The 25,968-nt window shown below is 65.3% G+C and carries 27 protein-coding genes; 16 read left to right on the top strand and 11 right to left on the bottom strand.

Translation table 11 applies throughout. The features are described from left to right. Window positions 1-135: 135 nt before the first annotated feature. Entirely contained in the window at window positions 136-1,266 is a 1,131-nt protein-coding gene (locus HYG77_RS20570) for a magnesium and cobalt transport protein CorA (RefSeq protein ID WP_109333359.1), read from the top strand. Window positions 1,267-1,341: 75 nt separating this feature from the next. Here the strand turns inward: HYG77_RS20570 and HYG77_RS20575 are convergent, their stop codons facing one another. Then, window positions 1,342-1,932 (bottom strand): hypothetical protein, encoded by a 591-nt coding sequence (locus HYG77_RS20575; RefSeq protein ID WP_109333357.1) that lies wholly within the window; start codon window positions 1,930-1,932, stop codon window positions 1,342-1,344. 170 nt (window positions 1,933-2,102) lie between these two features. On the opposite strand from HYG77_RS20575, the gene HYG77_RS20580 reads away from it, so the two are divergent. The 7 genes from HYG77_RS20580 (at window position 2,103) to HYG77_RS20610 (ending at window position 9,170) form a co-directional block, all read left to right on the top strand. Continuing rightward, on the top strand, window positions 2,103-3,146 hold the full coding sequence (locus HYG77_RS20580; protein ID WP_208960422.1) for an ATP-dependent DNA ligase: 1,044 nt from the start codon (window positions 2,103-2,105) through the stop codon (window positions 3,144-3,146). Then, window positions 3,146-4,174, top strand: a complete 1,029-nt coding sequence (locus HYG77_RS20585) for a DNA polymerase domain-containing protein (RefSeq protein WP_109333353.1) — start codon at window positions 3,146-3,148, stop codon at window positions 4,172-4,174. The genes HYG77_RS20580 and HYG77_RS20585 overlap by 1 nt, the downstream gene beginning before the upstream one ends. A gap of 56 nt (window positions 4,175-4,230) precedes the next feature. Continuing rightward, the gene (locus HYG77_RS20590; RefSeq protein ID WP_109333351.1) at window positions 4,231-4,746 is read left to right on the top strand and encodes a DUF6764 family protein; all 516 of its coding nucleotides are present in this window, start codon (window positions 4,231-4,233) and stop codon (window positions 4,744-4,746) included. 90 nt (window positions 4,747-4,836) lie between these two features. After that, window positions 4,837-6,042, top strand: a complete 1,206-nt coding sequence (locus HYG77_RS20595) for a serine hydrolase domain-containing protein (RefSeq protein ID WP_208960423.1) — start codon at window positions 4,837-4,839, stop codon at window positions 6,040-6,042. Between the two features lie 17 nt (window positions 6,043-6,059). After that, window positions 6,060-6,281, top strand: coding sequence for a dodecin (locus tag HYG77_RS20600; RefSeq protein WP_109335362.1), 222 nt, complete (start codon window positions 6,060-6,062; stop codon window positions 6,279-6,281). A 127-nt stretch (window positions 6,282-6,408) separates the two neighbouring features. After that, entirely contained in the window at window positions 6,409-8,094 is a 1,686-nt protein-coding gene (locus HYG77_RS20605; protein ID WP_208960424.1) for an FAD-dependent oxidoreductase, read from the top strand. Window positions 8,095-8,258: 164 nt separating this feature from the next. Beyond that, window positions 8,259-9,170, top strand: coding sequence for an Ig-like domain-containing protein (locus HYG77_RS20610; RefSeq protein ID WP_109333345.1), 912 nt, complete (start codon window positions 8,259-8,261; stop codon window positions 9,168-9,170). 86 nt (window positions 9,171-9,256) lie between these two features. Here HYG77_RS20610 and HYG77_RS20615 read toward each other — a convergent pair whose 3' ends face one another. Then, window positions 9,257-11,206 carry a M13 family metallopeptidase gene (locus tag HYG77_RS20615; RefSeq protein ID WP_208960425.1) on the bottom strand — a complete coding sequence of 650 codons (1,950 nt, stop codon included), beginning with the start codon at window positions 11,204-11,206 and terminating at the stop codon, window positions 9,257-9,259. Window positions 11,207-11,225: 19 nt separating this feature from the next. Beyond that, window positions 11,226-11,990, bottom strand: a complete 765-nt coding sequence (locus HYG77_RS20620; protein ID WP_159924082.1) for a pirin family protein — start codon at window positions 11,988-11,990, stop codon at window positions 11,226-11,228. Between the two features lie 337 nt (window positions 11,991-12,327). On the opposite strand from HYG77_RS20620, the gene HYG77_RS20625 reads away from it, so the two are divergent. Beyond that, window positions 12,328-12,507, top strand: a complete 180-nt coding sequence (locus tag HYG77_RS20625) for a hypothetical protein (RefSeq protein WP_109335361.1) — start codon at window positions 12,328-12,330, stop codon at window positions 12,505-12,507. A 72-nt stretch (window positions 12,508-12,579) separates the two neighbouring features. Here HYG77_RS20625 and HYG77_RS20630 read toward each other — a convergent pair whose 3' ends face one another. Further along, complete coding sequence (locus tag HYG77_RS20630) at window positions 12,580-13,497, bottom strand: amidohydrolase family protein (protein ID WP_208960426.1); 918 nt, start codon at window positions 13,495-13,497, stop codon at window positions 12,580-12,582. Between the two features lie 85 nt (window positions 13,498-13,582). Between HYG77_RS20630 and HYG77_RS20635 the strand changes: the two genes are divergently transcribed. Beyond that, window positions 13,583-14,422 carry a zinc permease gene (locus HYG77_RS20635; protein WP_244372983.1) on the top strand — a complete coding sequence of 280 codons (840 nt, stop codon included), beginning with the start codon at window positions 13,583-13,585 and terminating at the stop codon, window positions 14,420-14,422. Window positions 14,423-14,553: 131 nt separating this feature from the next. On the opposite strand, the gene HYG77_RS20640 is transcribed toward HYG77_RS20635, so the two are convergent. The 3 genes from HYG77_RS20640 to HYG77_RS20650 all read right to left on the bottom strand — a co-directional run bounded on the left by HYG77_RS20640 (window position 14,554) and on the right by HYG77_RS20650 (window position 15,536). Continuing rightward, complete coding sequence (locus tag HYG77_RS20640) at window positions 14,554-14,709, bottom strand: DUF6131 family protein (protein ID WP_201453406.1); 156 nt, start codon at window positions 14,707-14,709, stop codon at window positions 14,554-14,556. Between the two features lie 34 nt (window positions 14,710-14,743). Beyond that, window positions 14,744-14,950, bottom strand: coding sequence for a hypothetical protein (locus HYG77_RS20645; protein ID WP_208960427.1), 207 nt, complete (start codon window positions 14,948-14,950; stop codon window positions 14,744-14,746). Between the two features lie 88 nt (window positions 14,951-15,038). Beyond that, window positions 15,039-15,536 carry a hypothetical protein gene (locus tag HYG77_RS20650; RefSeq protein ID WP_109333338.1) on the bottom strand — a complete coding sequence of 166 codons (498 nt, stop codon included), beginning with the start codon at window positions 15,534-15,536 and terminating at the stop codon, window positions 15,039-15,041. 128 nt (window positions 15,537-15,664) lie between these two features. On the opposite strand from HYG77_RS20650, the gene HYG77_RS20655 reads away from it, so the two are divergent. Next, window positions 15,665-16,309: an alpha/beta fold hydrolase gene (locus HYG77_RS20655; RefSeq protein WP_208960428.1), complete on the top strand. Its 645-nt coding sequence runs from the start codon at window positions 15,665-15,667 to the stop codon at window positions 16,307-16,309. A 16-nt stretch (window positions 16,310-16,325) separates the two neighbouring features. Continuing rightward, complete coding sequence (locus HYG77_RS20660) at window positions 16,326-17,222, top strand: alpha/beta hydrolase (protein ID WP_208960429.1); 897 nt, start codon at window positions 16,326-16,328, stop codon at window positions 17,220-17,222. Here HYG77_RS20660 and HYG77_RS20665 read toward each other — a convergent pair. Then, window positions 17,151-17,810, bottom strand: coding sequence for a phosphoribosylanthranilate isomerase (locus HYG77_RS20665; RefSeq protein ID WP_208960430.1), 660 nt, complete (start codon window positions 17,808-17,810; stop codon window positions 17,151-17,153). The genes HYG77_RS20660 and HYG77_RS20665 overlap by 72 nt on opposite strands. A gap of 66 nt (window positions 17,811-17,876) precedes the next feature. Here HYG77_RS20665 and HYG77_RS20670 point away from each other — a divergent pair, with 66 nt between their 5' ends. The 3 genes from HYG77_RS20670 to HYG77_RS20680 all read left to right on the top strand — a co-directional run bounded on the left by HYG77_RS20670 (window position 17,877) and on the right by HYG77_RS20680 (window position 20,952). After that, window positions 17,877-19,178 (top strand): alpha/beta hydrolase-fold protein, encoded by a 1,302-nt coding sequence (locus tag HYG77_RS20670; protein WP_208960431.1) that lies wholly within the window; start codon window positions 17,877-17,879, stop codon window positions 19,176-19,178. Between the two features lie 87 nt (window positions 19,179-19,265). Next, window positions 19,266-20,501, top strand: coding sequence for an acyl-CoA dehydrogenase family protein (locus tag HYG77_RS20675; protein WP_208960432.1), 1,236 nt, complete (start codon window positions 19,266-19,268; stop codon window positions 20,499-20,501). Between the two features lie 73 nt (window positions 20,502-20,574). Then, window positions 20,575-20,952: a VOC family protein gene (locus HYG77_RS20680; RefSeq protein ID WP_109333328.1), complete on the top strand. Its 378-nt coding sequence runs from the start codon at window positions 20,575-20,577 to the stop codon at window positions 20,950-20,952. 4 nt (window positions 20,953-20,956) lie between these two features. Here the strand turns inward: HYG77_RS20680 and HYG77_RS20685 are convergent, their stop codons facing one another. From HYG77_RS20685 to HYG77_RS20695, 3 genes are all read right to left on the bottom strand, one after another. Beyond that, window positions 20,957-21,763: an alpha/beta fold hydrolase gene (locus tag HYG77_RS20685; RefSeq protein ID WP_109333326.1), complete on the bottom strand. Its 807-nt coding sequence runs from the start codon at window positions 21,761-21,763 to the stop codon at window positions 20,957-20,959. Between the two features lie 13 nt (window positions 21,764-21,776). After that, a complete protein-coding gene (locus HYG77_RS20690; protein ID WP_208960433.1) occupies window positions 21,777-23,357 on the bottom strand; it encodes an ABC-F family ATP-binding cassette domain-containing protein in 1,581 nt (526 codons plus the stop codon). 140 nt (window positions 23,358-23,497) lie between these two features. Then, a complete protein-coding gene (locus HYG77_RS20695) occupies window positions 23,498-24,064 on the bottom strand; it encodes a hypothetical protein (RefSeq protein WP_208960434.1) in 567 nt (188 codons plus the stop codon). Between the two features lie 93 nt (window positions 24,065-24,157). Here HYG77_RS20695 and HYG77_RS20700 point away from each other — a divergent pair, with 93 nt between their 5' ends. Further along, window positions 24,158-25,960, top strand: coding sequence for a penicillin-binding transpeptidase domain-containing protein (locus HYG77_RS20700; RefSeq protein ID WP_208960435.1), 1,803 nt, complete (start codon window positions 24,158-24,160; stop codon window positions 25,958-25,960). Window positions 25,961-25,968 lie beyond the last annotated feature (8 nt).

A 25,968-nucleotide genomic window follows, 5' to 3' on the forward strand; every position in this document is an offset into this window, starting at 1 on the left:
GAAGTGGAGGTGAGGCGTCCGATGAGAAGCCAACCTCCCAGTATCTACTGAAACCGTTTCACCTCGCCGGGGAACGGTTTCACAGTCGTGTGTCCACTTGCCGCGCTGCATATCCTTCCTCGAAAGACCAGTGCCATGCCACAATTGCGTCCCATTCGTTCGCTGCTCCCGAGCCGTTCCGCCGGTCTGTCCGACGCCGAGACCGGTCACGTCACCCCCCGTCGCGCACCCGAACCGACGCCCGCCGAAGAAACAGTAGTCAACAGCGCCGTCTACCGCGACGGAAAGAAGATCGCCACACCGGCCACGCTGTCGGAGGCGCTGGGCAGCTTGCCGGACGCGTCGTCGATGGCCTGGATCGGCATGTACCGGCCCAACGACGCCCAGTTGTACGCTGCAGCAGCGCAATTCGATCTTCACGAGCTGGCCGTCGAGGACGCGATCGTCGCGCACCAGCGTCCCAAACTCGAACGTTACGGCGAAACGTTGTTCGTGGTGCTGCGGGCCGCGCGGTACTGCGACGAAACCGAGCGCGTCGAATTCGGCGAGCTGCACATCTTCTGTGGGCCGACGTTCGTGCTCACCGTGCGGCACAGTGAGTCACCCGACCTGTCGGCGGTGCGCCGGAGGATGGAAGGGAACCCGGACCTGCTGAAGCTGGGACCCGAGGCGGTCCTGTACGCGATCCTCGATGCGGTGGTCGACGGCTACGCCCCGGTGGTGTCGGGACTGCAAAACGACATCGACGAGATCGAAACCGAAGTGTTCAGCGGCGAACCCGGTGTGTCGCGGCGAATCTACGAACTCACGCGCGAGGTCATCGAATTCCAGAGGGCCACAAGGCCGCTGCTCGGAATGCTGCGCGGGCTGTCGGCGGGATTCGAGAAGTACAACACCGACGAGGAACTGCAGCGGTATCTCCGTGACGTCACCGATCACGCGACGGTCGTCGTGGAGCGGGCGGACGGGTTCCGTCAGTTGCTCGGCAACATCCTCACCGTCAACGCGACTCTGGTGTCGCAGGAACAGAACGAGGAGATGCGGAACCTCACCCAGGCGAGCTACGCGCAGAACGAGGAAATCAAGAAGGTATCGGCCTGGGCGGCAATCCTGTTCGCCCCCACCCTCATCGGGACGGTGTACGGCATGAACTTCGACCACATGCCCGAACTGCACTGGGTGGGCGGGTACCCGTTCGCCCTGTCGCTGATGATGCTCACGTGCGCGGGCTTGTACACCATCTTCAAGCGGCGTGGCTGGTTGTGAGCGAGGTCGGCTGCGGGTGAACCCGCAGCCGACCTGACAACTAGTTAAAGCTCGTCGACCCGCAGCCTCGGGCTGTCAGAGCTCATCGACACAGACGACGAACTTGCGCTCGGGGTATTCGTAGCCGTTGGAGGACGTGGTGCACGAATCCACGGACGTGGCGCCCTGCACGATTTCGGTCACCTTCACCCCGTCGACGGCGGTGGGGTCGGTGCACTCGATGCGCTTGGGATCCTCGCCGCCGACGTCCATGCATCCGCCGATGACCCAGTCGACGTCGAGGCAGATCGCGCCCTGCTCGACTCCGCCGAGGGTCTCGTAGTAGTACGAATCGGCGTCGCTGATGCACTGGCTGTTCTGCTCCGCCTTGGCGATCACCTTGTAGTTCGATTCGGGGCTGCCGCACGCCGCCTTGTCGATCTCGGCGTCGGTAATCGTGCCGCCGAGCTTGACGCACTCGCCGATCGCTACCTCGAAGTCGACGTCTCCGCCGGCGTCCACACCTTCCTGTCCGTCGATCACGGTCGTCGACTCAGTGGTAGTGGCCGAAGCCCCCGACTCCGGCACTGCCGTGGGAGTGACCTCCGAACCGCACCCCGTGACGAGAACCGCCGTCGCCGACAGTGCGACGACCGCGGTGCACACCCGCCGAACCAGACCTGCCATCTCAACCCCACCTCGTTCTGGATGGCAGTGCCACCCGAATTTCCGGGATGGCGGTGCCACCGACTTTCCCGGATGACCGCTTGCCATCCCGGCTCCACGCGCATGCCGTGTCGCGCATTATTTGATTACATCGGTCACCGATTTACCAATCGTAATGACACTATGGACGGGTGGATCTCCCCGTGATGCCTCCTCTGCAACCGATGCTCGCGAAGTCCGCGTCGTCCGTTCCGACGCAACCGGAGTCGGGTCTCGTGTGGTCGTACGAGCCGAAGTGGGACGGCTTCCGGGCCCTCGTTTTCCGGGACGGCGACGAGGTGGTGCTCGGCTCGCGCGGCGGAAAAGACCTGGCCAGGTACTTCCCCGAGATGGTCCGGGCCGCCGTCGCGGAGCTCCCGGAGCGCTGTGTGGTGGACGGTGAGCTCGTGGTGCCCCGCACTGTCGACGGCCACACCCGGCTCGACTGGGAATCCTTGTCGGAGCGCATTCATCCGGCGGAGAGCCGAGTGACACTGTTGTCCGAGCAGACCCCGGCTCAGTTCGTCGCCTTCGACCTGCTGGCCCTGGGCGACCGGGATCTGAGTCGTGAGGACTTCTCGATCCGCAGACAGGAGCTGGTCGGCGCCGTCGGTGGCGGTCCCAGTTGCCATGTCACCGCGGCCACGGAGTCGAGCGAGCTGGCAACCGAGTGGTTCCAGACGTTCGAGGGCGCCGGCCTCGACGGAGTGGTGGCGAAAAAGCTCGCCGGGCCGTACCTGCCGAACAAGCGGGAAATGGTGAAGGTGAAGCACGCCCGCACCGCCGACTGCGTCGTCATCGGATACCGGCCCCACAAGAGCCAGCCCGGAATCGGGTCGATGCTTCTCGGGCTCTACGACGGTGACCAGCTGTCGATGGTGGGCGGTGCGTCGGCCTTCACCTCGGCGAGGCGGATCGAACTGCTCGCCGAGTTGGAAGAGCTGCGTGTCGGTGACGACGTCGTCGCCGAGGGTGAGCCCACCCGCTGGCGGTCGGGCAACGACCGCACGTGGGTGCCACTACGCCCTGAACGGGTGGTGGAGGTGGCGTATGACCAGATGGAAGGCGCACGCTTCCGGCACGCCGCGCGGTTCCTGCGCTGGCGACCGGACCGGACACCCGACGAGTGCACATTCGAACAACTGGAGGTTCCGGTGCGATACGACCTTGCCGACGTGCTGGCCGGGGGTTCGTGATGGCGAGCCCGGCCGTCGAACTCGACGTGGACGGCGTCGCCGTTCGCCTGTCGAATCCCGACAAGATCTACTACCCGAAACTCGGTGCGGACGGCGGCACCAAACGGCACCTCGTGGAGTACTACCGCTCCGTCGCCCTGCAGGGTGCGCTGCTGGATGCGCTGCGGGACCGGCCGACGCATCTGCAGCGGTTCCCCGACGGAGTCGAAGGCGAGGAGATCTACCAGAAGCGGGTGCCGGCCAAGCGTCCGGAACACGTCGGTTCCTGCGAGGTCACTTTCCCGTCGGGACGAAAGGCGGATGTACTCCGCGTCCGCAGCGCACCCGACATTGTGTGGGCTGCGAACCTCGGCAACATCACCTTCCATCCGTGGGCGGTCCGCTGCCCCGACGTCGACCATCCCGACGAGCTGCGAATCGACCTGGACCCGCAGCCCGGCACCGGCTTCGACGATGCCCGTGCGGTGGCTCTCGACGTCGTGCAGCCCCTGCTGGACGAGCTCGGCCTGGTCGGCTTCCCGAAGACGTCGGGTGGTCGTGGCCTGCATATCTATCTGAGCATCGCGCAGCGGTGGGACTTCGTAGAGGTCCGCCGGGCCGGCATCGCCCTCGCGCGGGAGATCGAGCGGCGCAGCGGTGACCGGGCCACCACGTCGTGGTGGAAGGAGGAACGCGGCGAACGGATCTTCCTCGACTTCAACCAGAATGCGCGCGACAAGACCATCGCCTCCGCGTACTCCGCCCGCAAGACTCCTATCGCGACGGTGTCGACGCCGGTGACCTGGGCGGAACTCGTCGACGTCGACCCTGACGACTTCACCATCGCCACCGTGCCCGCCCTGCTCGACAAGCGTGGAGACCCCATGGCGACCATCCGTGACGTGGAGCAGTCGCTCGACGTCCTGCTCGACATGGCAGACCGGGACGCCGCGAATGGCCTGGGCGATCTCCCGTACCCGCCCAACTATCCCAAGATGCCGGGCGAACCGAAGCGAGTGCAACCGAGTCGGGACCGAGACCGAAAGTAGCCGACGCTGACGTACGCTCAGGCGGGCGACTTGCGTCCGAACATGGGGAGGTCTTCATGGAGCGTTCGACAGCCGGTGCTGCCGGGCTCGTTCTCGGTGTCGTTGCGACGGCACTCGGAACTCTGATGACGACGCCGGCCACTGCATCGGCGGGATCGTTGTCCTGCGTGTCGCCTCCGGGCCGCGACACCACCTCGGTCATCGACCGCACCGCGTGTGGCGCGAAATCCGACCCGAGCAGCAACTCTGCAGCGCTCGGCAACGATGGTGTCGGTTTCGCCGACGCCGCCGAGGCGGGCGCGGCACTCGGCGCCGGCGTTGGCGGGGGTGTCGGCGCCGCCGAAGCTCGCGGCGGCGGCGTTGCCGCGATCGCGATCGGACCGAAAAGCGTCGCCATCGGGACGGTCGCCGGATCAGGCCCCGCGCTGGTGTTGAGCGGCCCCGGAGGTCAGGCCCTCGTCGCCGACCCGGCCCGCGGTGTCGTGTGCTCCGGCGGGCCTGCGCTTGCCATCAATTTCCTTGCAGGTCAAGCATGTTTCACCGATGGGGTAACGGTCTGGCGGGTTTCCTGATCACACCCCCGGTCGGCGTCGTATGGTGACGGCAGTCACAATGGGCTGACGCATCTGCCGCATGAAGCGGCAGTAGATCGGAGGTGGTCGATGACGACCAGCGTTCGAAGTCACAGGCCCGCGGCCGCGCCCCGGACCGAGTTGCATGTCGACTCTCGGTTCCTTCCCCTCGCGGACCGCTTCTTTGCGATGTACCGGCAACCTCAGCAAGGTGGCGGCGCGCTCACCGCGTATTTCCGCGGCGAGAAGGTGCTGGATATCTGGGCGGGTTGGGCCGATCGTGATCGCCGCTGGGACCGCGACACCGTCGCATTGTCGTTCTCGACGGGCAAAGGGGTGGCCAGCACCGTCGTGCACCGGCTCGCCGAGCGCGGTCTGCTCGATTACGACGCGAGGGTGGCCGACTACTGGCCCGAGTTCGGTGCGGCAGGCAAGGACGCCATCACGGTCCGCGACCTGCTGACGCATCGCGCCGGTTTGCATCGAGTGCGAGGTCTGATGCGCAGCCCACTCGATTTACTCGACTACGACGCGGTCGTGCAGGCTCTCGCGTCGACACCGGCCGACCCACGCAGACTCCGCGGTCCCGGATATCACGCCGTCACCTACGGGTGGTTGGTGGCCGAACTCGTCGCACGGGTGACGGCGAAACCGTTCGTCCGGGTGGTGGAGGAGGAGATTGCCGGTCCCCTCGGAATCGACGACTTCTGGTACCTGGTCCCGGAGCAGCACCGGCCACGGATCGCAAAGCTGTTTCCGCACATCAACCCTGCCGGATTGAATTGGGAGCTCACGTCCACCGTCCTCGCGCGCGTCGGCCCCACGCGCGGGCTCGCGGAGGCGGCCATGCCCACCGGATTCGACGTGCTGGTGCGTAACCCGGCCGTGCACGGCGCAGTGATGCCCGGATGGAACGGTGTGTTCAGTGCCCGCGCCCTCGCCCGCATGTACGGCGCGATCGCGAACGGCGGTGTGCTCGACGGACGCCGTTTTCTGCGCCGATCCACCATCGAGCAGATGTCGACCGTGCAGACCCGCGACCGCGATTACGTTCTCGGTATCCGTCCCCAGTGGTCGCTCGGCTATCACCGCCCGATCCTGGCCTCACGAGAGCAACCACGGAACGCAATCGGGCACTACGGCGTCGGCGGGTCCGGGGCCTATGCGGACCTCGACAGCGGGTTGTCCCTCGGCTTCGTCACCAACCGGCTCGGCAGTTCGTTCACCGCTCTCGGTGATCTGCGTCTGGCGCGGCTCGGGGTCGAAGCGCAGGCGCTCGTACGTAACGACAAGTAACCACGAAAGGAATCATGATGAGTGATCACGTGTACCGGGTCGTCGAGGTCGTAGGTTCGTCGGGAGACAGCATCGACGGCGCCATCAAAAACGCCGTCGGGCGCGCGCAGGAGACCGTACGCAACCTCGAATGGTTCGAGGTGGTTTCGACACGGGGTCACATCGAGGATGGTGCGGTGGCGCACTTCCAGGTGACACTCAAAGTTGGATTCCGACTGGAGCCGGGCGGAGCGGTCTGACGGGAGCGGGGACGGACGCTGTCCTGGCGGACGTCCCCTTCGTCACATCCTCGCGCAAAAGTGGAACACGTTATAGTCTGGGCTTCCAGTCGATGTCGGACTGCGTGTACTCAGGTAGGGGAGAGCCGTGACTTATGTGATTACGCAGCCTTGCTGCAACGACGCCTCGTGCGTCGATGTCTGTCCGGTCAACTGCATCCATCCCACACCGGACGAGAAACCGTTCGCGACCACGGAAATGCTGTACATCGACCCCGACACCTGCATCGACTGCGGTGCCTGCGTCGAGGAATGCCCGGTCGAGGCCATCTATGCCGAGAACGACCTCGAAGAAGTCGACGCCCCCTACCTCGACATCAATGCGCAGTACTACACCAAACACCCCATCGGTCCCGACTGGCCGGATCCGGTGAAGCTGCCATCGATCGACGCGGCGCTCGGCACGCTGCACGTCGCGATCGTCGGGTCTGGTCCCGCGGCCTGTTACGCCGCGATGGAACTGACCGCCAAACCGCGCATGGAGGTCGACATGTTCGAGCGCCTGCCCACCCCGTACGGGTTGGTGCGCGCCGGTGTCGCCCCCGATCATCCGGGCACGAAGGGTGTCACCGATCAGTTCCGTTCGGCAGTGGGCAAACGGAACGTGCATTGCCACTTCAACGTGGAAGTCGGCGAGGACGTCACCCACGAGGAACTGCTGCGGCACCACCACGCCGTGATCTACGCGGTAGGCGCTGCGGGTGACCGCAGGCTCGACATACCCGGCGAGGATCTGCCGGGCAGCCATGCGGCCACCGAGTTCGTCGCCTGGTACAACGGCCATCCCGACTACGCCGACCGCACGTTCGACCTCTCCGGCGAGCGCGCCGTCATCGTCGGCAACGGCAACGTGGCGCTCGACGTGGCCCGGATCCTGGTCACCGATCCCGATGTCCTGGCGACCACGGATCTTGCCGACCATGCGCTCGAAGCGCTGCGGTCGAGCAACATCCGGGAGGTTGTGGTACTCGGGCGCAGGGGTCCTGCCCAGGCGGCATACACCAACCCCGAACTCCTTGCCCTGGGCCGAATGCCCAACGTGGACGTCGTCGTCGACCCCGAAGAAGCCGTGCTCGATCCGGCCAGCCGTGCACTCGTCGACGCGGACGCTGCGGAGCCGTCGCTGCAGTTGAAGGTGAAGCAGGTGGAGGAGTTCGCGCAGCGGGCCGCCAACCCCGCACACAAGCGCATCGTGCTTCGCTTCCTCACCTCACCGGTCGACATCCTCGGTGACGGGCACGTCGAATCCGTGCGGATCGCCCGTAACGAGATGGTCGCGGACGCCTCCGGGGTTCTCGGTGCCAAACCGTCGGATGTCATCGAGACGCTCGACACCGGGCTGATCCTGCGATCGATCGGCTATCGGGGCCGTCCGGTGGCGGGGCTCCCGTTCGACGACCGGCGCGGGGTCATCCCCAACGAGAACGGGCGGGTGATCGACCCCGAGACGGGCACACCGATCCCCGGTGTGTACGTGGCGGGCTGGATCAAGCGGGGCCCGACAGGCGTGATCGGCACGAACAAGTACTGCTCGGCCGAGACCGTACACATGGTGATCGATGATTTCTCGGCGGGCCGGCTCGACGCGCCCGAAGACCGGGAGGCCCTCGATCGGTTGATTGCCGAACGGGCGCCCAATGCGATCGACTACCAAGGTTGGCAGCGTATCGACAAAACCGAGCGCGCCGGGGGCCGGGCCGCGGGTCGGGCCCGCACCAAGCTTGTGACCATTGACAGCATGCTGGCCGCAGCCCGCGCCGACACCTCGCCGTGAGCACTTCTTAACAGTCCAGTGATAACAAGTACTCACAGGGCGCAGAGCGGCAACGATTGCGGGTAAATTGCTCGGCGCCGGATGATGTGTGTTAATGGCAGTGCGCGATTGTTAGGTCCGTCGGGGACGCGCGTAAACACACGTCGTCGAACGAGAGTGGTCATATGGGCAAGACAGGAATCTGTACTTCGCGGAATCAGCGCTGGTCATCGCGCGTCGCCGTCGCAGTGGCCGGAGTGGTGGTTTCCGGAACGGCGCTGGTAGGACCCGCTCAGGCCGTCCCGCTGTTCCCCGGTGGACCGGAGATTCCCACCCTTCCCGGTCTGCCCAGCGCCCCGCAGCTTCCGCTCCCCGAACCGGCGCCCGCGCCGGCCAACTTCTCGGCACCGTCCCTCAACCCCGGTGAGGGTGAGGTCGTGGGTGTCGCGCAGCCGGTGATCATTCGGTTCAACGAGGCGATCGGTGACCGCGCCGCCGCCGAGCGTGCCATCAAGGTCACCACCAGCCAGCCCGTCGAGGGTGGGTTCTACTGGATCAACGACAGCCAGGTGCGCTGGAAGCCCACCGACTTCTGGCCGGCCAACACGCAGGTCACCGTGGATGCCGGAGACGCGCATTCCACGTTCACCATCGGCGACGCCCTGGTGGCGACCGCCGACGACAACACCAAGCAGATCACGATCACCCGCAACGGTGAGGTGGTCAAGACCATGCCGACCTCGATGGGTAAGCCGGGCCACGAGACCCCTAACGGCACCTACATCATCGGCGAGAAGTTCCGCGACATGTACATGGATTCGTCCACGTACGGGGTGCCGGTCGACTCCGAAGAGGGGTACCGCACCTACGTCGAGTACGCCACGCGCATGTCGTACAGCGGCATCTTCGTCCACGCTGCGCCGTGGTCGTTGGACGCGCAGGGCAACACCAATGTCAGCCACGGGTGCCTCAACGTGAGCACCGAGGACGCCAAGTGGTTCTACGAAAATTCGAAGAAGGGCGACGCGGTGGTCGTGCAGAACACTGCCGGTGGCGTGCTCAGCGGCTCCGACGGTCTGGGTGACTGGAACCGCTGAATCTGATCCCGAACACCACGCCGTAGCCCGCACAGTTCGCTGTGCGGGCTACGTTTTTCAGGGGGGCGTCGGTGGGGGACCGGCCGCTACCAGATTTTGACGCGCTGCTCCGGATCGAGATAGAGGGCGTCGCCGGGCTGGACGTCGAACGCGTCGTGGAAGGTGTCGAGGTTGCGCACCACTCCGTTGCACCGGAACTCCGGCGGCGAGTGCGGATCAACCGCGAGACGCCGGAGAGCTTCGGCATCGCGTGCCTTGGTCCGCCACACCTGCGCCCAGCCGAAGAACACGCGCTGTAGACCGGTGAGCCCGTCGAGCACCGGAGCCTCCGTTCCCTCAGTCGCGATCTTGTAGGCGGCGATCGCGATGGAGAGGCCACCGAGGTCGCCGATGTTCTCGCCGATCGTGAACTCTCCATTGACCGCATGGCCGGGCAGTGCCTTCGGCTCGAACTGGTTGTACTGCTCGATCAGAGCCTTGGTGCGCTTACCGAACTCACTGCGATCGTCGTCGGTCCACCAGTCGACCATGTTCCCGTCGCCGTCGTACTTGGCGCCCTGGTCGTCGAATCCGTGGCCGATCTCGTGGCCGATGACCGCACCGATTCCGCCGTAATTAGCGGCATCGTCGGCGGCGGCATCGAAGAACGGCGGCTGCAGGATAGCGGCCGGAAACACGATTTCGTTCATTCCAGGGTTGTAGTAGGCGTTCACCGTCTGCGGGGTCATGAACCACTCGTCGCGGTCGACGGGGCCACCCACTTTGCCCAGGTCACGGTCGTACTCGGCCGCGTACCCGCGCCGATAGTTGCCCACCAGGTCGTTGCGGGAGATGGTGACCGACGAGTAGTCGCGCCACTTGTCCGGGTAGCCGATCTTCGGCGTGAACTTCTCGAGCTTGCGCAGCGCGGCCTCACGTGTCGCGGGGCTCATCCACTCGAGGTCGGCGATGTTGCGGCGGTACGCCTCCTGCAGGTTGGCGACGAGTTCCTGCATACGGGCCTTGGCGTCGGCGGGGAAGTGGCGCTCGACGTACAACTTTCCGACGGCCTCACCGAGGAGGTCCTGAACCAGGGACACACCGCGCTTCCAGCGCTCACGGTTCTCCTCGGTTCCGGTCAGCGTCTTACCGTAGAACGCGAAATTCTCGTCGACGAGTGCCTGAGTCAGGTACGGCGCCCGTGAGCGGATGACGTTCCACGTGGCCCACGCCTTCCACGTCTCCAGATCCTCGGACGTCCACAGCCCGGTGAGTGTGGTGAGGAAGTCGGGCTGGCGGACCACGATCTCGGCGAACTGATCGCGGGTGCCGCCCAGCCCGTCGATCCACGCGGCCCAGTCCAGGCCTTCCGGCAGCTGGTCGAGGGTTACCAGGTTGTAGCTCAATTCCGCATCGCGCCGTTTCACGACGTCCCAGTGTCCGGCCGCGATCTTGGTCTCGAGGTCGAACACGCGCTGGGCGTCGTACCCGACACCGGCGAGCTCGAACATTTTGCCGATGTGCGCCACGTACGCGGCCCGGATCTGTGCGTGCTCGTCCTGGCGGTAGTAGGACTCGTCGGGCAGTCCGAGGCCGGATTGGCTGAAGTGCACCAGATAGCGTTCGGAGTTCTTGGCGTCCGTGTCGACGTAGTGGCCGACCGCGCCGCCCACGCCCGTCCGCTGCAGGCGGCCGATCACTCCGGCCAGCGCCGAGAGATCGCCGGCCTCGGTGACGGCTGCGAGTTCGTCGGCGATCGGCGTCAGGCCTGCGGCTTCCACGACGTCGGAGTCCATGAAGCTGCCGTACAGGTCACCGATTCGCTGAGCGTCGGTCCCAGCCGGAGCGCCCGAACCGGCAGCCTCCTCGATGATGTTCTGGACGTCGACTTCGGCCTTGTCGTACAGCGTGCGGAACGCGCCGTCGATGGCCCGATCCGCGGGTATCTCGTAACTGTCGATCCAGCCGCCGTTGACGTGGAGGAAGAGGTCGTCCTGGGCACGGATGCAGCTGCCGAGGTGGGTGAGGTCGATGCCTGAGCGTTGAGCCGTGGTCATGGCTCCATACTTACACCGTTTACCCGCCGATGCGGGCGTGCATTTCCCAGACCAGCACCTCTGCGCCGGAATGTGAGGAGATCTCCTGACCACCGGATGCGCTGGTACGGACGGCATCGCCCTCGTACAGGGTGCCGACACCTTCCATGTCGGCGGTGCCCTGAGTAATGAAGACGTGCAGGAACGGTGCCTCGGGCAACCTGATCGGTGCGCCGGGAAACACGCGGGCGACGTGCAGTGCGGCGTGCTTGTTGTTGATGCGGATCGCCGAATGGTCGCGGTATTCGGGCATTCCGGACGCCACCGGCACCAGTCCACCCTTCAAGATCTCGTCCTCGATCTCGAGCTGTTCATAACTCGGTGTCAGTCCTGCCTCGTCGGGCACCACCCACATCTGCACGAAATGAACGGGTTCGTGGTGCTCTTCGCCGGCGAGCCGCCAGCTGTCGTTCTTCTCCGAGTGCATGATCCCTGTGCCCGCACTCATGCGTTGAGCGAGACCGGGATAGATGATGCCCGAATGGCCGATCGAATCCTGGTGCACGAGTGAGCCACGCAACACCCAGGTGACAATCTCCATGTCCTTGTGGGGATGTGTCTCGAATCCCTGTCCCGGAAGCACGGTGTCGTCGTTGTTCACGAGGAGGAGTCCGTGATGGGTGTTGTCGGGGTCGTAGTGCTGACCGAAGGAGAACGAATGCTTCGAATCCAACCAGGAAATCCTGGTTTTCAGCCGATCTCCGGCGCGGTGCACGTAGACATGGGGGGTGGTGACTGCCGGCATCTCGATCCTCCTTCGGGTCGTACCCGGTCTAGAGTACGAGGTGCTCGCCGTCCGTATGCACAAGACGGTGTCGATTGCGTATCGAAGTCCGCGCCGTATCGAAGCGGATAAGCCACCGCAATGCCGAAATAGTCGAGCGCAGTGGCACATTCGCAGTACCGTCGAGCGTATGCCACTGGTCTGCAACGCGTTTCACTGCGGGTGTTTCGCGACCAGGACGGGCGTCCAGTACCGTGTCGCATTTCCCGACGCCGGACGTCGATCGGCGTACAGTTCGAAATGTGTGGACCCGAGTCGGACCGATACCGAACTCCCGCACCGACCCGGAAGGAGCGTGATGAAGGCGAACCAAGATCGACATGGTCAGCACCTCCCCGAGCATCAGCGGATTGCCGACCTCGTCGACGACATGGAAGAACGTCTGACCGCCGAGCGTGAGGCCAAAGGAGTCGAAGGCAATGCGTCCGATCGTGAAAAGGTCGAGCCGGTAGAGCCCGAGGATCAGGCCCCCGAGTAGCGCCTCCGGCACCCGTGAGTACTTATTAACCTTCCGCGGTTATTAAGTACTCACAGGCGCGGTAGCGCGCTGTCAGGGGAACCACAGTGCCTGCGCGTTGTCCTCGGCGACGCACCTCGCGGCGGGGTCGGGGAGAGCGTCGAGCAGGGCGTGGATCTGGCGGGCGCGGGTGTCGACGGTATCCGCGCTTGCGATTGTGTCGGTGCCGACCACGAAGCGATCGGGGTGGCGGGCGAGAAGTGCGATCCAGTCCGGGTCGGTATCGGTGCCGTCGGTGATGTGGTCGAGCAGCACCCAGGACAGTTCGATGGTCAGGCGGGCGTGACGTTCGATCAGTTGGCGTACCAGATCCAGCTGGTTGGAGGGACGGGTGCGGCGGAAGACACCGGCATGGCACCAGACCACCGAGGTGGTCGGATGCCGGTCGAGCGCGTTCTCGAGTTTGCCGACGTATTCGTGCCGGTCCGGAAGGCCCGGTGACGCCGAGTCGTGGTGCAGGGAGATCGGGACCTTCTGCTGGGCGCAGAAATCGAGAACCGCGCCCATGGCCTCGTGATCGGGTGCGGGAACGTCGCCGAGTGTCAGGTTGGTGAGATCGTCGTGGCGGAACATCACCTCACCGATCCCGGCCCACCGGTCCGAGCGGCTCCAGACGAATTCCAGGTGGTCGATCGCCAGCTTGTCGGTGGGATCGAAGCCGCAGATCAACGGCGCCACCTCGAGTTGCCCCTCCGCCTCGAGGCCGGGGAGGAGGTCGAGGACGGTCGCATCGGTCAGCGAATGGTAGTGGCACGGTGCATTGTCGTCGAGGTAGTAGTCGGGCCGAACGGGCTCGGCGACCGACCATTTCTTCTTCACCGGAAGACCGAAGACTACGGCACGCCGGGCGCCGTTGCGGACGAGCGCGTCGCGCAGCTCGGCGGTGTCGGCGGGAGCTTGCAGAAAGTCGACGAGATGGACATGGGTGTCGATCCACGAACGAGAAGCCATGGTGCGATCTTCTACCATCCGGCCGGTGCCGTCGCATTTTCTCCGCTGAACCACATGACCTCGTCGGTGCTGCACGAACTCGTCTGTGCGGGGTACTCGGTGTATCCATGAAGGTCATCGGGCCTTCTCCGCACGAGGAGGCATCATCATCGTCGAGTCGCTGATCTTCGGGGTGATCGCGTCGAGCGCGCTGGTTATCGGAGCGCTGGTCGGCGGCCGATTCACCATTCCCAAACGCATGCTCGCCGGCATGCTGGCGTTTGCCTCGGGCGCCCTGATTACGGCGTTGACCTTCGAACTCTTCGAGGAGTCGTACGAGAAGGGCGGTATCTGGCGGGCCGTGCTCGGTCTGGCTGTGGGGGCCGTCGTGTTCACCGTTCTCAGCGAGCGGCTCGACCGTCTCGCCGAGGGCACGCATCGACAACGTCAGGGGAGCGAGAAACTCGACGTCGACGCAGCCGCGTCGGAGACTGCCCCCTCGACGGCTTCTGTGAGCGGGATGGCCGGATTCGCGCTCCTCGCCGCGGTGACGCTCGACGGCGTGCCGGAGAACATTGCGCTCGGCGTATCTCTCGGTGAGGGTACCGGGGGCGTAACCCTTCTCGTCGCGATCTTCGTCTCCAACTTTCCCGAGGCCTTGGTCGGCAGTGCATCGATGCGTGCACAGGGAAGGACACAGGCCTTCGTTGTCGGCACCTGGGTGGTGTGCGCCGCTCTGCTCACCGCGGCCGTCGTCATCGGCGCGGGTCCGCTGGCCACGAGTTCACCCGAGACCATTTCTCTGCCACTTGCATTCGCCGCCGGTGCCGTACTGGCCTCGCTCGCCGACACCCTCATGCCCGAGGCATACGAAAAAGGCGGCCCGACAGTCGCGTTGAGCACTGCGGCCGGATTCGTCCTCTCGTACGTCCTCGCCACCGTCTGAAGTCCGGACAGCTGAAATCCGGACAGCTGAAATCCGGACAGCCGGACCGGATGCCGGCTCCGTGCGTCTCCGACCGCCGTCGGGATCGACGGCGGTCGGAGAGGGTCAGTTACCGGAGGACGGTCGAGCCGTCAATACCAGTACTTTCGCCCGCCGACGGCGCGCCCTGTCGTACCGAGCACCATCAGGACGAGACCGATGACCAGGAGGATGATCCCGATTGTCGTGAGGATCGAAATCTTCGCGACGAGACCGATGATCAGCAGAATGATTCCGAGGATGATCACGGTATTGCCTCATTTCCTTTTCGACGGACCGAGACTACTGACTCGGCTGTGGCACTTCACAGTTCACCTTCGGGTTCACGCCTGCGTAGTTGAGTGGGCCCGCGATGACGGTGACGGCGATGGTGCCCGCGCTCGCACAGTCGGCGTTGGCCTCTTGGAAGTAGCCGCGCTGCCAGACGGCGACAGCCCCGATGATCAACCACACCACGACGATGACCGTAACGAGTCGTCCGATGCGCATTTCCGACCTCCCATGTGAGTGCCGGCTCGAGCCGGGGCACAGTGTCACACTTTGCTTCTGTAGGGCGAGGCAGGCCGCGCCGACGTTGTTACGTCGGCGTTGTATCGGTCGGCTTTGAATGGGCACCGGGCGTGTCGTTCGATCGGGTCTCATTCGATCGGACGTCACTGGTCCGGGTGTCGTTCGACCGGGTGCCGGTCGTGTCCGTATTCGTGTTCGCGTCCGCATTCGTGGACTTGGTGGTGGGATCGAGCTTGTCGGCCCGCTTCCACTCCTTGTCCAGCTCTTCCCTGGACGTGCTGGCAGTGCGCTGGTGCGTCGCCGCCTCGTGCTGAAGTCGCGACGCCTCCGCGGCTTTGGCCTCGGCATCTGCCTGGGCCCGCCGTGCCTCGGCGGCAGTCTGATCGGCGATCGCTTCACGCTGCCCGACGATGGAAGCCTGTTCCTGGGCTTTTGTGCGGATGTCCTGGGCCTCGTGGAGCCGTGCTTGCTTGCGCTTGCGCGTTGCGGCAACGGCCAACGCGATCAGGGCAAGGACGACGACGATCGCGACGACGATCCAGATGACGGTCGTGGTGGTATCCATGTGCTACTCCCAGCAGTCGTAGGGTAAAGATACCCACTCGACCCCCTCGGCAAACAGATCGAAAGCCAATCGAAACCAACTGTGGGCGAGCGCGGTGGCCAGGGAACGGAACCGGCTACCGTGATCGAATGACTGAACTGCTGCAGAAGCAGGGGGTGCGGGGGCAGTTGCATCGCCCGGAGGGTGATCCGGTGGCCGGGTTGGTGCTGACGCACGGGGCGGGAAGTAACTGCGACACAAAGCTGTTACGAGCGATGGCCGAGGGTTTCGTGGAACGAGGCGTGCTGGTCCTGCTGTTCGACCTGCCCTTTCGACAGCGCCGTGCGTCGGGCCCGCCGCATCCGTCGAGAGCGGCGGCGGATCGCGAGGGCGTGGCGGAGGCCGTCGCCGTCATGCGTGACTTCGGGCCCGGGCCTGTGTGGGCCGGCGGGCATTCGTACGGCGGTCGTCAAGCGTCCATGCTGGCCGCGGAGAATCCCGCCGGGATCGATGCCCTCCTGTTGCTGTCCTATCCGCTGCATCCACCGGCGAAACCTGAGAAGCCTCGCACAGACCATTTCCCGGACCTGCGGACGCCCGCAGTGATCGTGCACGGTTCGAAGGATCCGTTCGCAACCACCGAAGAAATGGAATCGGCACTCGAACTGATTCCGGGGACGACGATCCTCGTCGAGTTCGACGGTGCGCGCCACGACCTGGCCCCGGACAAGTTTCCCGTGGTCGACGGTACTGTCGCCGCGATGTTCGACCTACTTCAGCGTCGGGAAAAGTGATCGGTATGTTCGATTGATGAGCAACGTACAGAGTGGCGCGCCCCACTGGTTCGCCTCGGCCCTGGCCTGCCCGGTGGAGGTTGGCCAGGTGGATGTGGCCGCCGCACAGATCCGGTACCGCGCGTGGGGGCCGACGGGAACCCCCGGAATCGTGTTGGTGCACGGTGGAGCGGCACACAGCAGGTGGTGGGATCACGTCGCACCCATGCTGGCCACCGGACGACGGGTGGTCGCTCTCGATCTCTCCGGACACGGAGACAGTGACTCTCGCGAGCGCTACGGGCTCGAGCAGTGGGCCGAAGAGGCCCTGGCCGTCGCGAAACCCGCTGGTATCTCCGGTCCACCGGTCTTCGTCGGACACAGCATGGGGGGAATGGTGTCGTATGTGGCCGCCCAGTTGTTCGGCGAGGATCTGGCCGGGGTCCAACTGATCGATTCACCGATTCGCGCCCAGACACCCGAGGAGGAAGCGGCGCGGCAGCAGCGGGCGTTCGGGCCCAAGAAGGTGTATCCGAGCAAGGCCGATGCGCTCGCGCATTTCCGGTTCGTGCCGCCGCAGGAGTCGGCGGTTCCGGCCGTCCGCGACCACGTCGCGGAGACCTCGATGCGGGAGGTGGAGGGCGGCTGGTCGTGGAAGTTCGACCCCGCATTCTTCGCCCGCAGCGGCAGTGATCGGCTGGTCGCGGCAGAACCCCGCTGCCGCATCGCGTACTTTCGTGCCGAGAACGGGATCGTCGACGAAGAGATGATGAAGACTATAAGGGCGCGATTCGGCCCGACCGCGCTGGTGACGGACATTCCCGACGCGGGGCATCACGTGATGATCGACCAGCCGTTGGCGTTAGTGGTGGGTATCCGCACCGTCCTTGCCTCCTGGGACGCCGAAGATTCCGTGACAGGGATGCCCGACTGAGTCACGCCCTGATCGGACCGCGGAAACGAACTGCTCGATCAGCGCCGCGTCCTTGACGCCGCGGGAAGATTCCACACCGCTCGACACGTCGACACCCCACGCGCCGGTGGCGTCGATTGCCGTCCGGACGTTGCCGGGATTCAGGCCGCCGGCGAGGATCCACTCACCATCGGGTCTGGCCTGCCCCGCCCAGTCCCACGGCACTCCCGCGCCGGCTGTCGCCCCGTCGACGAGGAGGCGGTCGGCCCCGAAGTCGCCGGACGAATCCCCGGCAACCACCGCGCGGATCACCGTGAGCCCTGCCTCTCGCAATCGGGTGACGTCCTCGGCGGACCTCACATCGTGCACCTGGACGGTGCCGAGCCCGGCTGCGGCCGCGATCTCGATCACCTCCGGTACAGAACTTCCCTTGAACACCCCCACCGCCACGGTGGGACCGGTGACGGAGCGGATCAGCGCCGCCGCATCCTCCACCGCAATTCGGCGCACGCTCTCGGCAAAGACGAAGCCCACGGCGTCGACACCGAGTCGCACGGCCAGATCGACCGAGGCTTGGTCACGCAGACCGCAGACCTTGATGAACGTCACCACACGATTTTAACGGTCGCTTCGAGTAGCCGACGCAGTGCGGGTTCGCGCTCTAGGCTTCGTGACGTGGAATTGCTCAGCGACCTCAGCGTGATTTCAGGGCCTCTGCCCTGGATTCTCACCGGCCTGGGCGCACTCGGTGGCGTGTGGTTGCTGGCCGCCCGTGTCCCGTGGTTTCGCAGGAAAGCCCTGCCGCTCTGTCTCGCCGTGGCCGCCGTGGTCACCCTCGCCGTCTATATCGCCGTCGAGAAGATCCTCCGACCCTTTCCTGACCCGATCGAAATTTCCATCTATGTGTGGATCGGGGTGGGTCTGGCCGCAATTCTTTTGCTGATTCCGAGGATTCGGGCCGGACGTACGGCGGCATCGGCGGCGGTGTCGGTACTGGCGGTAATCGCGGTCGTGCTCGCGTCGGGGACGCAGATCAATCTGGTGTTCGACGCGTATCCCACTGTGGGCACCGCTTTCGGAGACGAACCGTTCGATCGCGTGGATCTTCACGATCTGGGTGGTGTCACCGAGAGGGTTGTCACCGGGACGCCTCTCGACGCGTCGTGGACTCCTCCGCCGGGGATGGGCGATGAGGGCCGCGTCCTCACCGCGCACATCCCCGCCACGCAATCGAATTTCACCGCCCGCGACGCCGAAATCTATTTGCCCCCTGCATATTTCACGAATCCTCGGCCTCTGCTGCCCGTGCTGGTACTTCTCGCCGGCCAGCCCGGCGCCCCGGAGGACTGGCTCGCGGGCGGCAAGCTGACCTCTACGATGGATGCCTTCGCGGCCGAGCACGAAGGTCTTGCTCCCGTCGTGGTGGTCGCGGACGCTACCGGCTCACAGATCGCGAACCCGTTGTGCGTCGACTCGCCCATGGGCAACGTGGCCACCTATCTGGCCAAAGACGTTCCGGCCTGGGTGACCTCGAACCTTCAGGTCAACCGGGACCCCCGAGCCTGGGCGATAGGCGGCCTCTCCTACGGCGGCACCTGTTCGCTGCAGATGGCAACCAACTATCCCGAGGTGTACCCCACGTTCCTCGACATCTCCGGACAGGAAGAGCCCACACTCGGTGATCGTCAGAGGACGCTCGACGCAGCGTTCGGCGGAAGCGAGTCTGCATTCGAGAAAGTCAATCCGCTCGATCTGATGGCGACGAAGAAATACGCGGACTCGGCCGGGGTCTTCGTCGTCGGCACCGACGACGCGGACTACCGGCCCGGCGCGCAGAAGGTTTTCCAGGCCGCGAAGGATGCGGGCATGGATGTGCAGTACCTCGAGGTCCCCGGGGGTCACAGCTTCGCCGTGTGGTCTGCCGGACTGGAGAAGGAAACGCCCTGGCTCGCGCAACGGTTGGGGCTCATCAGGTAGCGGGCGCGGTCTCGTTCCCAATAACGAGAACCTGTTCTATATTTGCGGGGAAGTGTCATTGTCTTTTCAGCGACTGGAGTCCCCGGCATGTATCAGTGGTCCGACACCGATCTGATGTTCCGCGACGCGATCCGCGGCTTCATCGACAAGGAGATTCGACCCCACGTCGACAAGCTCGAGACCGGGGAGTTGCCTCCGTTCGACATCATCCGCAAGCTCTTCGCCACCTTCGGTATCGACGAGATGGCGCGGGACGCCCTCGAGAAGTCGCTGGCCCGCGAACGCGGCGAAGACCCCGAATCCGCGGAGAAAGGCGAGAAATCGGCCGGTCTCGGTGCGGGCAGCATGGGCGTCATCATGAATGCCGAGCTGGCGGGGGTGAGTCTCGGGCTCGTCGCCTCCCTCGGCGTGAGCCTCGGCCTGGCGGCGGGCACCATCCGCAGTCGAGGCACTCTGGCGCAGAAGGAGCGTTGGCTACCCGGCCTGGTCACCTTCGAGAAAGTGGGCGCCTGGGCCATCACCGAACCCGATTCCGGCTCGGACGCCTTCGGTGGCATGAAGTCCTATGTCCGGCGCGACGGAGACGACTACATCCTCAACGGGCAGAAGACCTTCATCACCAACGGGCCCTATGCCGACGTCATGATCGTGTACGCGAAGCTCGACGACGGCGACGCGTCGATCGACCGCCGCGACCGCAAGGTGCTCACGTTCGTCCTCGACGCGGGCATGGAGGGGCTCACCCAGGGTGCGCCGTTCAAGAAGATGGGGATGAACTCCTCGCCCACCGGTGAGTTGTTCTTCGACAACGTCCGCGTCGGCTGCGATCGACTGCTCGGCGAGACGGAAGAGGGCGGTGCATCGGACGGGAAGTCCAGTGCGAAGGAGAGCTTCGCCGCCGAACGTATCGGCATCGCCTCGTTGTCGCTCGGGATCATCAACGAATGTCACCGTCTGTGTGTCGACTACGCCAAGTCCCGCAAGTTATGGGGCAAGGAGATCGCACAGTTCCAGCTGGTGCAGCTCAAGTTGGCCGAGATGGAAATTGCCCGGATGAATGTGCAGAACATGGTCTTCAATGCCATCGAACGGGCGGAGGCGGGGGACCCGGTGACGCTGGCAGAAGCGTCGGCGATGAAGTTGTACTCCTCGCGCGCGGCCACCGAGGTGGCGATGGAGGCGGTGCAGTTGTTCGGTGGTAACGGCTACATGGCCGAATACCGGGTCGAGCAACTGGCGCGCGACGCGAAGTCGCTGATGATTTACGCGGGAAGCAACGAGATTCAGGTGACGCACATCGCGAAGGGTCTGCTCGGCGTCTGAGGTCGTCGATGCCCCGGGAACAAATATCGTACGGCGTACGTTAGAGGGGTGTCGTCAAGGAAAGGACACCACTGTGAAGGTCACGGCAAGCGCACTGTCACTGAACGTCGCCGACCCGACTGCATCGGCCGATTTCGCCAAGACCCATCTCGGTTTCGTCGAGGACATGGCAGCCGACGGATTCGTGTCGCTGAAGCGTGAGGACGTCGGCTTCAGCCTGGTCTTCCTGCGGACAGGACTCGAAACGTTCAAGCCCGCGCACATCGCGGGTGCGGCCGGGGAGGGTCTGCTCATCGCGCTGGTCGTCGACGGCATCGACACCGAGTACGAGCGGCTGCAGGCCGAGGGTGTCCCGATCGTCACGCCCATCGAAACGGAACCCTGGGGTGAGCGCTACTTCCAGATGAGCGACCCGAACGGAGTGATCATCCAGTTGGTGGAGTGGGTGTAGCCGTTCACACCGAAGCCAGGAACGGCTCGACGGCCGCGAGCACTTCGGTGCTCGCGGCCACCGCGCTCGAGTGGTCGAAGCCAGGAAGAATCACCGACGACGCCCCTGGAATGAGGGACGCCGCCCGCCGCGTGTCCCCCAAACGTTCGGCATCCTTGGATCCGACGAACAGGAGCGTCGGGACGGCGATCCGACGTAGCACCTCGTCGTCTACACCCGGTTCGTCACCCGAACGCCGCATGTAGGCGGCCAATGCCTTCGCGTCGTTAGCTTTGAATGCCGCACGGGTGCCTGCGTCGATCGGCCAGGAGCGTCGGGCATTCCATCGTTCGAGGAACGCATCCATCCCGTCCTGCTCGAGCACGTCGATACAGCCAGGGAAGAACAAGCGATCGAAGGCGCCGGCCTGCGGGAGGCTGCTGCCGCCTCCGATGATCAGACTCTCGAGGCGTTCGGGGTTCTGAACCGCCAGTGTCAGCGCGACACGTCCACCGAGCGAGTAGCCCAGAACGTGCGCGCTGGGCAGCCCGACCTCGTCGAGGACCGCCACGATGTCGGCGCTCATCAAGTCCATGGCATACGACGCCGGATCGTGTGGTTTGTCGCTGCGGCCGTGTCCACGGAGGTCGACGAGGATCAACCGGTACCGATCCCGAAGTGCGCGAACGTAACCGAACCCGCGCCAGATGGCATGTGACAGCGCAGTGCCGTGGATGAGGACGAAGGGTTCCCCGTCGCCGACGGTCTCGTACGCGACCCGGACACCGTCGACGGGATTGGTAGCGTGCTTCACCCGCCCAGTGTGCACGATCTTCCCGTCGGTCCTACAGTAGCCCGTCCTCGGTGAGTTCGAGCCGCCGCGTCACCCCGATGTCCTCGAGAAAACGACGGTCGTGACTCACCACGATCAGTGCTCCGCGAAAACTGCGGAGCGCCTGCGTGAGATGCGACAGACTCGGGAGGTCGAGGTTGTTCGTCGGCTCGTCCAGCAGTAGCAGGCGGGGTGCAGGTTCGGCCAGCAATATCGTTGCGAGAGCTGCTCGCAACCGTTCGCCGCCCGACAATGCCGAGGCGAGCACGTCGGAGTCGTTCCCGCGGAACAGAAATCGAGCCAACTGTGCGCGAATCTGCTCCTGCGAGGCATGCGGCGCCGCCGCGGCGACATTCTGCGCCACCGTGAGCGCCTCGTCGAAGACGTCGAGCCGCTGTGGCAGGGACTTGAACGGTACGCGCGGTCCCGCTTTCACGATTGCGTCGAGCAGCGTCGTCTTGCCGATACCGTTGCGCCCGACCAGTGCGATACGTTCCGGACCGACGACGTGCAGCGACACCCGTTGTCCGCTGCCGAGTTCGATGTCCTGCATCGAAATCACGTCCTGGCCCGCATGCACCTCCGTGTCGGGAAGTTCGATGCGTACCTCGCGGTCGTCCCGGACGGCACTCTCCGCTTCCGTCAACGACTCCCTGGCCTCGTCGACCTTCGCGATGTGGTTGTTTCGCAGCTTTCCCGCCGATTCCTGGGCCTGACGCTTCCGCATCCCCATCACGATCTTCGGTTCACGCTTGGTCTCGAACATCTTCTGGCCGTAGCGTTTGCGCCGATCCAGCTTGATCCGCACCTCGGCGAGCTCCCGTTTCTGCTTCTGTACGTCACCACGCGCGTCCCGCACCGCGGCCAATGCAGCTTCCTGCTCCGCGTCCACGATCTCCTGGTAGACGCTGAAGTTGCCGCCGAACATCCGGATGCCGCCGCCGCGCAGCTCCGCGGTGGCGTCCATGAGGTCGAGCAGATCACGGTCGTGGCTGACCACCAGCATGGCGCCCGAGAACTGCTCGACGACGGAGTAGAGCCTGCGGCGCGAACTCCCGTCCAGATTGTTGGTGGGCTCGTCGAGCAGAAGTATCTCCGGTTCGGACAGCAGCTTTGCGGTGAGGCCGAGCAGGACCGTTTCACCCCCGGACAGTGTGCCGACCGTGCGATCGAGGTCGCTCGCGGATCCGAGCACCCGCTCGAGCCCGAGTTTGTGCAGCGTCGAGATCGCGCGTTCCTCGATGTCCCAGCGACCCTGGGCAGCGTCGAAGTCCTCGGGGGCGCCCACCCCGGATTCGATCCGGTGCAGCGAGTGGCGAAGATCGGCGATACCGAGGATGCGGTCTACCCGCAGACCCGGATCGAGGGTGATGTCCTGCGGCAGGTAGGCCACCTCGCCGCGTGCGACGATCGACCCCCGGTCGGGCTGCAGTACGCCGGCGATCAGGCGAAGGAGGGTGGATTTTCCGGCACCGTTGAGGCCGACCACGCCGGTACGGCCCGAGCCGAACACGGCGTCGACGCCGTCGAAGACCGGTTCGCCGTCAGGCCACGAGAAAGTGAGATCGGACAGGGACAGATATGACTGGGCCATGGGGTACTCCGAGGTGTGTGCGGATGAAGACTCGCGGAACTACCTCGTCAGGAGCAACGGCCCGTGTCCTTTCGTCTGACGCGCCCTGCGCGCATCGGGTGAGTTCAGGGTAGGGCCCACCCGATGCCTCGGCAATCGAATTAAATCTGCGGGCCGTCGGCGCGCAGTTCGTCCACCTTCGCCATCGCCTCGCGCAGTTCGGTGAGCCACTGCTCACTGTGCTTGCCTGCGAGTCGAACCGTCCACATCAGGGCGTCCGAGCGAGATCGCGCCACCCCGGCGTCGACCAGTGTGTCGAGAACCTTGCGTTCGGGCTGGCGAAGTCGGGTCATCACCGGGACGGCGAGGTGAGTGAACAACGAGCGGCGGCCGTCGAGGGTGACTCCCCACGCCACCTTCCGTCCGTAGCGGAGTTCGGCCTCGTGTGCGATGCGCATTCGGTCGGCGCGAGTGCTCTCGCGGAAGCGTGCGATGCGCCCGTCGACGGCGGCCTCCGAGGCGGAGTCGCCGGACTCGACGGGAGGCAGCTCTCCCACGACGACGATCTCTTCACGGTCGACCTCGACGGTGGCCGACCCGGTGAACCAGTCGTCGGGCAGTCGGCCGGCGAACCAGTCGGCCGCGTCGCTCGCATCGGGAACATCTGCTTGCTGCCATCCGCCGGGACGGCCGAAACGGCGGTCTCCGGGGGCCTGGGCGTTCTTCATGGCGTCCTCCTGGGAGCCTGGATGCTCTGTCTGTGTGACGAGCACTGATTACATGATTACACCCTTATCCTCAGGGCCGCCAGCATCTCAGGCATGATCGACTACGTGCGCACCTCAACAGTTCGTCACAGTCCCACCGGCCCCAGGCGTAAGGCCACCGCCGGCATAGCCGTCCTCGCGATGACGCTGTCCGCCTGCGGCCTCTTCGGGCCGGATCAGCCGGATACCGTCAGCCAGGAGTTCGTCGATGCTCTCAATGCCGACGACGTCCAGGCAGCCGCGGCCCTCACCACCGACCCCGCCGCCGCATCGGCGGCCATCACCGCCCTCTACGACGGGCTGGGCAACAAGGACGGAACCTTCGCCCGTACCGACGTGCAGGAGTCGGGCGACGACGCCGGAACCTTCACGATGGAGGTCACCTGGCCCTTCGCCGAGGGGCAGGAGTGGAAGTACAGCACGAGTGGCAACGCGGCGAAGCAGGGTGACGACTGGAAGATCACCTGGGATCCGGCCGTGCTTGCGCCCGGGCTCACGGAAGACACGACCGTTCGCTACACCCCGACGACCGGGCGGCCGCCGAAGGTGCTGTCGTCGTCTGGCGCGCCGATTCTCACGGAGCAAGTGGTCACTCTGGTGAACCTGGACCAGGGTGCGGACACCGCCGCAGTGGCAGCGCTGCTCGCCCCCCTCGCGCCCACGATCACCCCGGAGTCACTGCAGAAGGATGTGGCCGATGCCCAGGGCAAACCCGTCACCGCGATCAGTCTGCGCGCGGAGGATCTGGCACCCATCGAGGCGCAACTGACTGCACTTCCGGGGGTGACGCTCGTCCCGCAGGCGCGACTGCTGAGCACCGACAAGGCACTCGCATCCCCGACGCTGTCCGGACTCGCCGACCTGTGGCAGCAGGGGCAGGACGCCTCCGCCGGGTGGGCCGTCCAGCTGGTCTCAGCCGATGGCTCGGCGGAGAGCATCGCGGGGGAGGACGGCCCCGTCGCCCCCGACATCACGACCACCCTCGACCTCCCGATGCAGACGGCAGCCGAGCGGGCTCTGGCGGACATGCCGCAGCAGGCCGCGATCGTCGCCCTGCGCCCGTCCACCGGTGCCGTGCTGGCGGTCGCGCAGAACGCTCCCGCCGACGCGCTCGGCCCGATCGCGCTCACCGGCCTGTACCCGCCGGGGTCCACCTTCAAGACGGTCACGACGTCGGCTGCCCTGCAGGCCGGATCCGCCACCATCGACACCGTGCTGCCCTGCCCCGGAACCGAGAACATCGAGGGCAGGCAGATACCCAACGACGATCAATTCGACCTTGGTCAGGTCCCGCTGCACACCGCCTTCGCCCGATCGTGCAATACCACGATGGGTCGGTTGGCTGTGGGGCTTCCGGCCGATGCCCTACAGAACGCGGCCCTGCAGTTCGGACTCGGGGTGGATTATGTGACACCGGGTTTGACAACCGTGACCGGCAACGTACCGATCGCCGACAGCTCGGCGGCCCGTGTCGAATCTGCGATCGGTCAGGGTCAGGTGACCGCGTCCCCCTTCGGAATGGCATTGGTTGCGGCGTCGATCGCTCGCGGTTCCACGCCGGCGCCCATGATCGTGACGGGGCAACCGGGCACTGCCGATCGGACGGCCCCGCCGGTACCTGCCGAGGTGACCGCGGATCTGCGAACGATGATGCGTGAAACTGTGACCGGCGGTACCGCTACTGCGCTACAGGACATTCCGGGACTGCTCGGAAAAACCGGCACGGCGGAGTCTGGTAACGGTCCGGCCCACGGCTGGTTCGTCGGAATCAAGGACGATCTCGCATTTGCCGTATTTGTCGCCACAGGAGACAGCTCGGCCCCTGCTGTGCAGGCCGCGGGGCGTTTTCTGCGCTAAACCGGTTC

Source organism: Rhodococcus sp. ZPP (genome assembly GCF_017656075.1).
Lineage (GTDB): Bacteria > Actinomycetota > Actinomycetes > Mycobacteriales > Mycobacteriaceae > Rhodococcus_F > Rhodococcus_F oxybenzonivorans.